A 681-nucleotide genomic window follows, 5' to 3' on the forward strand; every position below is an offset into this window, starting at 1 on the left:
CAGAAAGGCTGTTACAGGCGATTTGATCTGCAACCTATTGGTTAAATTAATGTATCAAAAACGATGGTTTTTGTGACAGTCTTGAAAAGTCCTGACTTCTCCCGAAAAATGACTCCCCTCATGTAACAAAACTCGTTACTGTATCAACATAACAATAACCCCATAACTAATTAGCGAGAAAAGAATGAAAATCGGCTATGCACGTAAATCTACGCATCTTCAGGATGTGGCGCACCAGTTTGACGAACTAACAAAAGCTGGATGTGAGCAAATCTATCAGGATCAGACCTCACGTAGCGGCCCCAAGCGCGACAAAAAAGGTGCGCCGGAACTGGAGAACTGCCTGAAAGCATTGCGCGAGGGAGATACCCTAGTAGTTTGGGCACTAGATCGGCTCGGCGGTTCATTGGGTCAAGTCATTACTTTACTCGACGACCTGAAGAAACGCGGAATAACTTTCATAGCCATCAAGGACAGAATAGACACAAATGCGCCAGTTATAGGGGAAATCTATACTCATCTGATGGCGATATTCTCTAGCTTTGAACGCAACCGCAATATTGAAAGAACGCGCTCAGGCCTTGCAGCTGCACGCGCAAGGGGCCGTGTGGGAGGGAGAAAACCGGGCACTGTTGCAAATAGTCGGTGGTGATAAACTTATCATCCCCTTTTGCTGATGGA

1 protein-coding gene is annotated in these 681 nt (G+C 46.1%); it reads left to right on the top strand.

What is annotated here, in order from left to right:
• The first annotated feature begins 184 nt into the window (after positions 1-184).
• Positions 185-652, top strand: coding sequence for a recombinase family protein (locus ACOTX7_RS24305; protein ID WP_012477584.1), 468 nt, complete (start codon positions 185-187; stop codon positions 650-652).
• Positions 653-681: the final 29 nt, after the last annotated feature.

The sequence above is a fragment of the Enterobacter cloacae complex sp. IR5418 genome, assembly GCF_049238105.1.
Classification (GTDB): Bacteria; Pseudomonadota; Gammaproteobacteria; order Enterobacterales; family Enterobacteriaceae; genus Enterobacter; species Enterobacter hormaechei.

What these genes read in the sequence shown, in the direction of transcription:
- ACOTX7_RS24305 (WP_012477584.1), top strand. Translation starts at nt 185, where the DNA reads ATGAAAATCGGCTATGCACGTAAATCTACGCATCTTCAGGATGTGGCG.